The organism is uncultured Corynebacterium sp., assembly GCF_945649885.1.
Classification (GTDB): Bacteria; Actinomycetota; Actinomycetes; order Mycobacteriales; family Mycobacteriaceae; genus Corynebacterium.
Genome location: NZ_CALZFS010000124.1, coordinates 1 through 8,471, shown reverse-complemented (window position 1 = coordinate 8,471; position 8,471 = coordinate 1). Strand labels below are relative to the sequence as shown.

Annotated in this window: 12 protein-coding genes; 9 read left to right on the top strand and 3 right to left on the bottom strand. The window is 58.8% G+C overall.

All coding sequences use genetic code 11. The features are described 5' to 3' along the window. Positions 1–475: 475 nt before the first annotated feature. The 5 genes from clpS (at position 476) to Q0M74_RS11635 (ending at position 3,546) form a co-directional block, all read left to right on the top strand. The gene (gene clpS / locus Q0M74_RS11655; protein ID WP_293954650.1) at positions 476–736 is read left to right on the top strand and encodes an ATP-dependent Clp protease adapter ClpS; all 261 of its coding nucleotides are present in this window, start codon (positions 476–478) and stop codon (positions 734–736) included. Positions 737–744: 8 nt separating this feature from the next. Beyond that, positions 745–1,287, top strand: coding sequence for a DUF2017 domain-containing protein (locus Q0M74_RS11650; RefSeq protein ID WP_293954646.1), 543 nt, complete (start codon positions 745–747; stop codon positions 1,285–1,287). 1 nt (position 1,288) lies between these two features. Further along, entirely contained in the window at positions 1,289–2,242 is a 954-nt protein-coding gene (locus tag Q0M74_RS11645) for a P1 family peptidase (protein WP_293954644.1), read from the top strand. Then, positions 2,232–2,987 (top strand): rhomboid family intramembrane serine protease, encoded by a 756-nt coding sequence (locus Q0M74_RS11640; protein ID WP_293954642.1) that lies wholly within the window; start codon positions 2,232–2,234, stop codon positions 2,985–2,987. The genes Q0M74_RS11645 and Q0M74_RS11640 overlap by 11 nt, the downstream gene beginning before the upstream one ends. Before the next feature lie 67 nt (positions 2,988–3,054). After that, positions 3,055–3,546 (top strand): MarR family winged helix-turn-helix transcriptional regulator, encoded by a 492-nt coding sequence (locus Q0M74_RS11635; RefSeq protein ID WP_293954639.1) that lies wholly within the window; start codon positions 3,055–3,057, stop codon positions 3,544–3,546. Between the two features lie 4 nt (positions 3,547–3,550). On the opposite strand, the gene Q0M74_RS11630 is transcribed toward Q0M74_RS11635, so the two are convergent. Beyond that, entirely contained in the window at positions 3,551–4,177 is a 627-nt protein-coding gene (locus tag Q0M74_RS11630; protein WP_293954637.1) for a hypothetical protein, read from the bottom strand. Between the two features lie 185 nt (positions 4,178–4,362). On the opposite strand from Q0M74_RS11630, the gene murI reads away from it, so the two are divergent. The 4 genes from murI (at position 4,363) to Q0M74_RS11610 (ending at position 7,452) form a co-directional block, all read left to right on the top strand. Further along, positions 4,363–5,184, top strand: coding sequence for a glutamate racemase (gene murI / locus Q0M74_RS11625; RefSeq protein ID WP_293954648.1), 822 nt, complete (start codon positions 4,363–4,365; stop codon positions 5,182–5,184). A 62-nt stretch (positions 5,185–5,246) separates the two neighbouring features. Continuing rightward, positions 5,247–6,014 carry an MBL fold metallo-hydrolase gene (locus Q0M74_RS11620; RefSeq protein ID WP_293954635.1) on the top strand — a complete coding sequence of 256 codons (768 nt, stop codon included), beginning with the start codon at positions 5,247–5,249 and terminating at the stop codon, positions 6,012–6,014. 58 nt (positions 6,015–6,072) lie between these two features. Further along, complete coding sequence (gene rph / locus Q0M74_RS11615; RefSeq protein ID WP_293954633.1) at positions 6,073–6,810, top strand: ribonuclease PH; 738 nt, start codon at positions 6,073–6,075, stop codon at positions 6,808–6,810. Between the two features lie 18 nt (positions 6,811–6,828). Then, a complete protein-coding gene (locus tag Q0M74_RS11610; RefSeq protein WP_293954631.1) occupies positions 6,829–7,452 on the top strand; it encodes a non-canonical purine NTP pyrophosphatase in 624 nt (207 codons plus the stop codon). A gap of 82 nt (positions 7,453–7,534) precedes the next feature. Here the strand turns inward: Q0M74_RS11610 and Q0M74_RS11605 are convergent, their stop codons facing one another. Together Q0M74_RS11605 and Q0M74_RS11600 are read right to left on the bottom strand one after the other, a co-directional pair. Further along, the gene (locus Q0M74_RS11605) at positions 7,535–7,918 is read right to left on the bottom strand and encodes a DUF3817 domain-containing protein (protein ID WP_293954629.1); all 384 of its coding nucleotides are present in this window, start codon (positions 7,916–7,918) and stop codon (positions 7,535–7,537) included. A 101-nt stretch (positions 7,919–8,019) separates the two neighbouring features. Next, positions 8,020–8,469, bottom strand: a complete 450-nt coding sequence (locus Q0M74_RS11600; RefSeq protein ID WP_293954599.1) for a hypothetical protein — start codon at positions 8,467–8,469, stop codon at positions 8,020–8,022. Between the last annotated feature and the right edge of the window lie 2 nt (positions 8,470–8,471).

Below are 8,471 nucleotides of genomic sequence, written 5' to 3'. Positions count from 1 at the left end.
GAGCGTGAGAAGCACCGACATAATGGGAAGCGCGCGGCTGAGGGAATCCACAAAGTTGCCGTTGGCGGTGCCGAACTGCCGGATCACAGCATTGATATCGGTATTGAGCTTGCGCATCGCCACATCCTTTCGCCGGTGCCACCCTAATAAATGACTAGTCCTGAATTATTCGTCTCACGATATCAGAGTGATCACATCGTTGCGAGAATGAAATAACCGTGACATGTCATCTAAACATGCAGGTAGAAGGCTTGAAGTAAAAGCACTCAGTGCTCAGATAGGGTGCGTACCCTGCAGTGGGTCGGGAGAGTTGACTAGGCTGATTTGCATGAATGGCCTATCGCATTTCCATCGTCACAGAACCGCGGACACAACCAGATGGTCCGCGGTGTCTGCAGAGTCCGCAGGCTCGGATATTGGATTGTCGCCGGTGTTGTCCTCACCCTCAGCACCCATTGCCACCCCAGATGTGGAGATGGATGTCAATACGGTATCCAGTGAGAATCTTCCCTGGATGTGCATCGTCTGGGATGACCCGGTCAATCTGATGAGTTATGTGACCTATGTATTCCAGACCACCCTGGGGTACAGCCGTAAGCGTGCCACGGAGCTGATGATGCAGGTCCATACCGAGGGCAAAGCTGTGGTCAGCTCCGGGGAGAAGGACAAGGTGGAAGGTGATGTGAAAAAACTTCACATCGCGGGCCTGTGGGCAACAATGCAGCAGGGCGGCTAGGAGCAGATATGCAGGCATGGAAGAAGAAAAAGGGCCTCATGCGGGCCGTTAAATACAGCTGTGTCTTTGAACCCATGGAACGGGAGGTGCTGGGCAACCTCTCCGCGGTGGTGTCCGAGGCGCTGATCAACCGGGCACAGTCGGTGAAGAAGGATCCCCTGGCTGAGATGACCGGTATCCCCGGCGGACATCAGGAAGCGCCGGAGGATCCGGGCATGGCCCGTCTGTTGCCTGACTTTGAGATGGAAGGCGATGAGGAATATGAGGGCGATAACTCGTTGCTGCGTTCCTTCCATGAGCATGACATCACCAAGGCCAAGATCCAGAACCTTCAGGTGATCAACTCCGCCCTCGGGCCTGATGGTGATGTGGCGGTCAGTGCTTCCGAGGAGGAGGCACAGGCCTGGTTGTCAGGACTCAATGACATTCGCATCTACCTGGCCGCTGACGATATCCGGGGTGGTGAGGCTGCTGAGGAGGACCGCGAGAACCTGATCCAGTGGTTGGCCTACAACCAGGAATCCCTCCTGGAAGCGATGATGAAGGCCTGATATGGGCATACTTTGCGATGTCCCCGGCATCCACCTGGGCCACGTCACCCTGGGAGATACCGGAGTGAGCGTGGTGCTGGCACCAGACGGTGCCTTTGCCGGTGTGGATGTTCGCGGCGGGGGGCCGGGCACCAGGGAAACCGACCTGCTGGAACCTCACAACACCGTGCAGCAGATCCACGCGGTGACCCTGTGCGGTGGCTCCGCCTATGGACTGGCTGCTGCTGACGGGGTGATGTACGCCCTAGAGGAACGCGGCATCGGCTTCCCCGTGCTGGGACCTGACAAAGAAGGCCCGATTGTTCCCATCGTGCCGGCTGCAGTCATCTTTGACCTCCTGGTAGGCGACCCCACCAACCGTCCCACCCGGGAACACGGCCAGGAAGCAGTGAACAACGCCCTGGCAGGCCGGGAGAACAACGTCTCCGGCAGTATCGGTGCAGGCACCGGCGCCACAGCAGGACGCCTACGCGGTGGTTTCGGACAGGCTTCCAGCACTGTGGACGGCTACGTGGTGGCCGCAGGGATCGTGGCCAACCCCGTGGGCGAAACCGTTGACCCCGCCACCGGTCAGCTCTATGGCGCGCCGGGCGGGGAGGCGGTGGACGTCGCTAAGCTTGCTGCCCTTCCAGTCGGGGGAGTGGACCTCAACACCACGATCGGAGTGATCGCCACGAATGCCCCGGTGGCCAAGGCACAGGCGAAACGACTGGCACTCACCGGCCATGATGGTCTGGCACGGGCGGTGCGCCCCTCACACACCCCAATGGACGGGGATACCCTTTTCGCCATGTCCACCGGTGATGGTTCCGGTGTTGACCCAGTTCTGTTGGCCAGGCTCTGTGCCGCTGCTGCCGATTGTGTGCAGAAAGCTATTATCGACGCCATAACCTCCGCCAGCCCGGGCCTCGGGCTGACCACCTACCGAGAACTGATCATCCCCAATGAGCTATAACAACTTCGGCCAATCCCCCTACAACAACACCGGATCAGGTTCTTCGAACCCCGGTTTCACACCGCACACCGGTGGCCCTGTCAAACCCTGGCAGCGACGTACCCCACAGATGGGGCAGCAGCTCAAAGATAGGTCCTACACCAAGACGGGCCTGCTGTTTGCCGTGGGTTTTGTCGTGCTCATCTGGGCGGTGCACTTCCTCAATATCTTCACCGGCAACCGGCTGAGCTACTGGGGTATCCACCCACTGGACATCAGTTCACTCTGGCATATCTTCACCTCCCCATTCCTGCATGCCAATTTCCAACACCTGATCAGCAACACCGTGCCCGGCGCGATCTTCTGCTTCATCATCGGGCTGAGTGGAAAGCGAGTGTTCTGGGAAGTCACGTTGATCGTGGTGATTCTGGGCGGTATCGGTACCTGGTTGTTTGGTGGTGTGGGTACCAACCACATTGGTGCTTCTGGCCTTATCTACGGGTGGTTGGGGTATCTGATTGTCCGTGGTCTGTTCAATCGTGATTTCAAGCAATTCCTCATTGGTCTTGCTCTGGTGTTTGTCTATTCAGGGTTGTTCTGGGGACTGTTGCCTATTCAGCCGGGTGTGTCCTGGCAGGCACACTTGTTTGGCGGTCTGGGCGGTGTGGCTGCGGGTGCCTTCATCGCCTCGGATGATCCGAAGGCGTTGAAGGCGAAGAAGCAGCAGAAGAGATTAGAGAAACAGCGGCGTAAACAGGGGTTCTGACCATTGGTGTGTTACTGGCTGGTGAATCCTGCGCGATAAGTAGAAATTGTCACTATGATTGATTGACATGACAAGCGAGCAGTTTGATTCCAATGATCCCTGGCTGACGCAGGAGCAACAGGATGTGTGGCTGAACATCTGGTCCATGCGGGTGTGGCTTCCTGCGCGCATGGATGCACAACTCAAGGCGGACTCCGGTCTGAGCAATTTCGATTATTTCGCCCTGGCTCAGATTTCCATGGCACCGGACCGTAGGCTCCGCATGAGTGAGCTGGCGGAATTGTCGGATATGACCCTGTCGCACCTGTCGCGTGTGGTGACTCGTCTGGAGAAGGCTGGTTGGGTCAAGCGTGTTCCTGATCCCACTGATGGGCGTGCCACCGTGGCTGTTCTCACCGAGGAAGGGTGGGACAAGGTGGAGGAGGCGGCGCCGGGACATGTGTCCAATGTGCGCCGTCTGGTGTTTGAGCACCTCACTGATGATGAGTTGAAGGTCTTAGGTACGGCGATGGAGAAGATCGTCAATGCCCTGGACCCACCGCGTATGCCCCGGGTGTAGAGCCTCAGGCGATGTAGATCACGGCGTTGTTGCCACCGGAGCAGGTGATGAAGGATGTGTTGTCTGAGCAGCTCATCTCATAGGTGAGTCCGGTGACCGGGCTGGTGGCCTGGATTCTGCCATTGAGTTCGCCGGTGTTGAGATAGTTGCGGACGAACTCATCCCGGACCACCAGTGCGAACTCATGGGATGTGGATTCCGTGCCGGTGTAGACATTGTTGAGGTCACCTGCCGGGGTACTGGACTGAGCGGCCTCATTGATGGGGATGAAGCCGGAGGGCAGTTCGGGGTGTTCTGGGCGGGCCACCGGATCAGGGTTAGCCGGGGGAGTTGGGGTGTTCTCCTTGGTTTCTTCCGTTAGGGGTTCTGCTGTGGTGGGAGCGGGTAGTGCAGAATTTGGGGTATCAGCGCTCTGGTTGAAACCAGTGACCATATAAGCAGCTGCACCAATGATGATGAGCAGCAGCACCAGCAGAATGCCAAGGGTGAATCCCGTGGCCCGACGGTTGTTGCCACGGGTTCCCACGGTCAGTGCCGCAGCACCGTCTGTGGAGGCGGTGGTGGGTTCTTCCGGGTGCAGTGGCACAGCTGGGAACTCATCGGTGTCGCGCCTGGAATGGTGATCCGCCACGGTGACCTCTTCTCTGGTGTCTGATGTTGGGCAGTGGTGCCGGTGTTGTCCCTGACAACAGATGGGATGTTCACAGCAGAAACTTTGTGGACACATTGTGGCATACCTGCCTTCGGTAGCCAGTGGACGGTGTTCAACATGGGGGGCAGGCTAATATTGGTGCTGTGACGGACTACAGCGCTTCCATGATTGAACGGCCCATTCCGGGAGCAGATGCCCCCATTGGCATCTTTGACTCCGGTGTTGGTGGCCTGACAGTGGCGCGCACCATCATTGATCAGCTGCCACATGAATCCATCATCTACATCGGTGACACCGCCAATGGTCCCTATGGGCCTCTGCCGATCGCCCGTGTCCGTGAACATGCCCTGCGGATCGCAGATGAACTGGTGGAACGCGGATGCAAGATGATCGTCATCGCCTGTAACACCGCCTCAGCAGCCTTCCTCCGTGATGCCCGGGAACGCTACAACGTGCCCGTGGCGGAGGTCATCCTGCCTGCTGTACGCAGGGCGGTCTCAGCCACCAGAAATGGGAAGGTCGGTGTGATCGGCACCGTGGGCACCATCAACTCGGGCGCTTACCAGGACCTGTTCTCTGCAAGCCCCATGATCGAGGTTCATGCCGCGGCCTGCCCACGGTTTGTTGACTTCGTGGAGCGGGGAATCACCTCAGGCAGGCAGATCCTCAACATCGCTGAAGGCTATCTGGAACCACTCCAGGCACGTGGGGTGGACACCCTGGTGCTGGGGTGCACCCACTACCCACTGTTGTCCGGTGTCATCCAGCTGGCCATGGGCGATCACGTAACCTTGGTGTCCAGTGCGGAAGAAACAGCCAAGGACGTACTGCGCATTCTGAGCGAAAAAGACCTGCTGGCAGATCCCTTGATGCATCCCAGCCCTACCTACAGTTTTGAATCCACTGGAGATCCAGAACTGTTCTCCCAGTTGAGTCAGCGTTTCCTGGGGCCCGTTGTGACGCAGATCCGACATAATATGGTGTAAGTTTTTGACTACAAAAGGTGGAAAACGGCGCACGTTATCAAAAGTCGTGGCAGAGTAGCCATATGAGATTGACCATACTTGGAAGCTCCGGAAGTGTGCCGGCTCCCGGCAACCCGGCTTCCGGTTACCTTGTTAGCTCACCCGGTGCGCCATCGCTGCTCATGGACATGGGCCCGGGTGTTCTCGCGCATCTCCAGGAGATCCAGGATCCCACAGATACACACGTGGTTTTCTCCCATCTGCACACCGATCACTGCGCAGATTTCGCTTCCCTGATGGTGTGGCGCCGGTTCCACCCCACAGCTGCAGCACCCGGACGCAACCTGTGTTTCGGGCCCACTGACACCCCCAACCGTCTGGGTAGGCTCAGCTCCGATGACCCTGAGGGCGTCGATGACATGGAAGACACCTTCGCCTTCAGCCCCTGGGTGTCTGAGCAGCCGGAACTAATTGATAAGTTCACGGTGACCCCGTACCGCGTGATCCACCCCATCCAGGCCTATGCCCTCCGCGTTGAGGAACACGGTAGTGGTGCCACCCTGGCGTATTCTGGGGACAGTGCCTATACCGATGCACTCATTGAAACTGCCCGTGGCGTGGATGTCTTTCTCTGCGAGGCCACCTGGGGTGAAACCTGCGAGGGCAAGATCCCAGGCATGCACATCTGTGGGCAGGATGCCGGCATGATTGCGGCAGCCGCAGGTGTGAAGAAACTGATCGTCACCCACATCCCACCGTGGGCGGACAAGGACGCCACCCTGGCTGCCGCAGCCCGCTACTATGATGGCCCCATTGAACTGGGTGTGCCGGGGATGCAGATCGATATCTAGGGCGTCTGGCTGGCGTCGATAGGCACGCCGTGTTGAGCGCACGGGTACCCTGTTATCCATGACTTCAACTACCAGCTTTATCCGTGCGGACGGCCGCGCCCAGGACCAGATGCGCGCCGTCAAGATCACCCGTGGATTCACCACCAACCCCGCAGGTTCCGTCCTCGTAGAATTCGGCAACACCCGCGTCATGTGCACCGCTTCCGTGGAGCTGGGCGTTCCCCGTTTCAAGCGTGATTCCGGGGAAGGCTGGTTGACCGCCGAATACGCGATGCTGCCTGCCGCCACCGCTGAGCGCAACCGCCGCGAATCCATGGCAGGCAAGGTCAAGGGCCGCACCCACGAGATCTCCCGTCTCATCGGCCGTTCCCTGCGTGCTGCGGTCGACCTCGGACAGCTGGGCGAGAACACCATCGCCATTGACTGCGATGTCCTGCAGGCTGACGGTGGCACCCGCACCGCCGCCATCACCGGTGCCTACGTGGCACTGGCAGACGCCATCAAGGTCCTCCAGGAGCAGGGCGTTGTCCCAGGCAACCCACTGCTGGCACCCGTTGCCGCTGTCTCCGTCGGGCTTGTCGACGGCAACCCCTGCCTCGACCTTCCCTATGAGGAAGACGTCCGCGCCGATGTTGACATGAACGTTGTCATGACCGAATCCGGTGAGTTCGTAGAGATCCAGGGAACCGGTGAGGAAACCACCTTCACCCGCACTCAGCTCAACGAAATGCTTGATATCGCAGAGAAGGGTTGCCGTGAGCTGGTTCAAGCTCAGAAGGCAGCCCTGGGCATCTAGTTCCTAAGGGGAAAACTGATGAAGCTTCTTCTTGCGTCCAACAACGCCAAAAAGCTCAATGAGCTCCAACGCATCCTGGACCAGGCAGGTCTGGATGGCGTGGAACTAGTGGCATTGGCTGAGGCCCCGGCTTATACCGAACCGGTGGAGGACGGCGCCACCTTTGCTGATAACGCACTGATCAAGGCCCGCGCCGGTGCTGCCAACACCGGTCTGATCACCATCGCCGATGACTCCGGACTGGAGGTGGACGCGCTCAACGGCATGCCGGGTGTGCTCTCTGCCCGCTGGTGCGGAAAACACGGCGATGACCAGGCCAACAATGATCTGCTGCTGGCCCAGCTTGCTGATGTACCCGAGGATCGACGCGGAGCCGCTTTTGTGTCTGTCTGCGCGATCGTCACCCCGGAGGGCCACGAATATGTGGAGGAGGGGCGCTGGTCCGGCACCCTGCTCCACGAACCCGTTGGCACCAACGGCTTTGGCTATGATCCGCTGTTCACCCCCATGGAGGAAAGTTTCATCGAGGGGCAGGACCGCTCATCCGCGCAGCTCAGCGCGCAGGAGAAGGACGCACTGTCCCACCGTGGCAGGGCACTACGTGCACTGGTTCCAGCGTTAAAGGAACTGGCAGCGAAGTAGACACCCCTCTGGTGCTAAAAGAGAAGGTGCCGTTCACAGATATTTGTGAACCGCACCTTCTTGTGGCTTGGAGGGAGGAAACCTACGCCCTATCCGGCTGATCAAGCTGGAAGGTCTCGATGACTTCCTTGCGACGGTTGTTCTCCACGATGAAGGACAACAGCGGCACCACACCGGCGATGGCGGTGGTGAACCAGCGCTTGGGATTCCACCGGGCCTTCAGCCCCAGATTCAGGGTGCACAGCAGGAAGGCGATATAGACCCAGCCGTGTGCGATCGGAATGAAGGTGGCCCAGCTGGGAAGATCCATTTTCAGGATGTACTTCATGACCATCTCCACCACCAGGGCGAGTAGGAACACACCGGTGATCCACGCGGCGATGGAGAAAGCGGTCAGCGCGGTGCGCACGCGCTTCTTACGCTCAGGATGGATGGTGATCGTCGGGGTGGGTGTTGGCGTAGTCACGTCGTGAAAGTCCTTGAAATCCTTTGGAAGAAGGTGAGAGGGGGTGCAGTGGTGCTCTGGGGGAGTGGTCGTGCGGGTGCACGGAAAAGTTCCGGGGTGGGCTATCCCCGCCGGCGTCGGCGTTGTGTTGGGTCGTTGAGGCGATTGAACTCATCAACATCCAGGGTCTTGCGCTCTGGTAGGAAAGCGTCATCGATTTCCGTGACCTTGTCGGAGTTGTCGATCAGGCTGGGGCGCTGGGAAACCATGAAATCCAGCTGCTCATCCTGGGCTGTGGGCGCAGTCTGTGCTGTCGGGTTCTGGTTTGCTGCCATCTGGGCTTCGAGATTCTCCAATTCGATGGATTCATTTTCATACTCCAGGTACTTGCGGTAGGCGAAGATGAAGAAGCCGCCGATCACTGGCCACTGCAACGCATATCCCAGATTCTGGAAGGTGCCGGAGCCGGACTGGAAGCGGGACCACTGCCACCACGCCAGGGCTATCGCTGTACAGAAGCAGATGAGGAGGAAAATGACATGACTGAGTCGAACTTTCTTCCTGGATTTCAGTT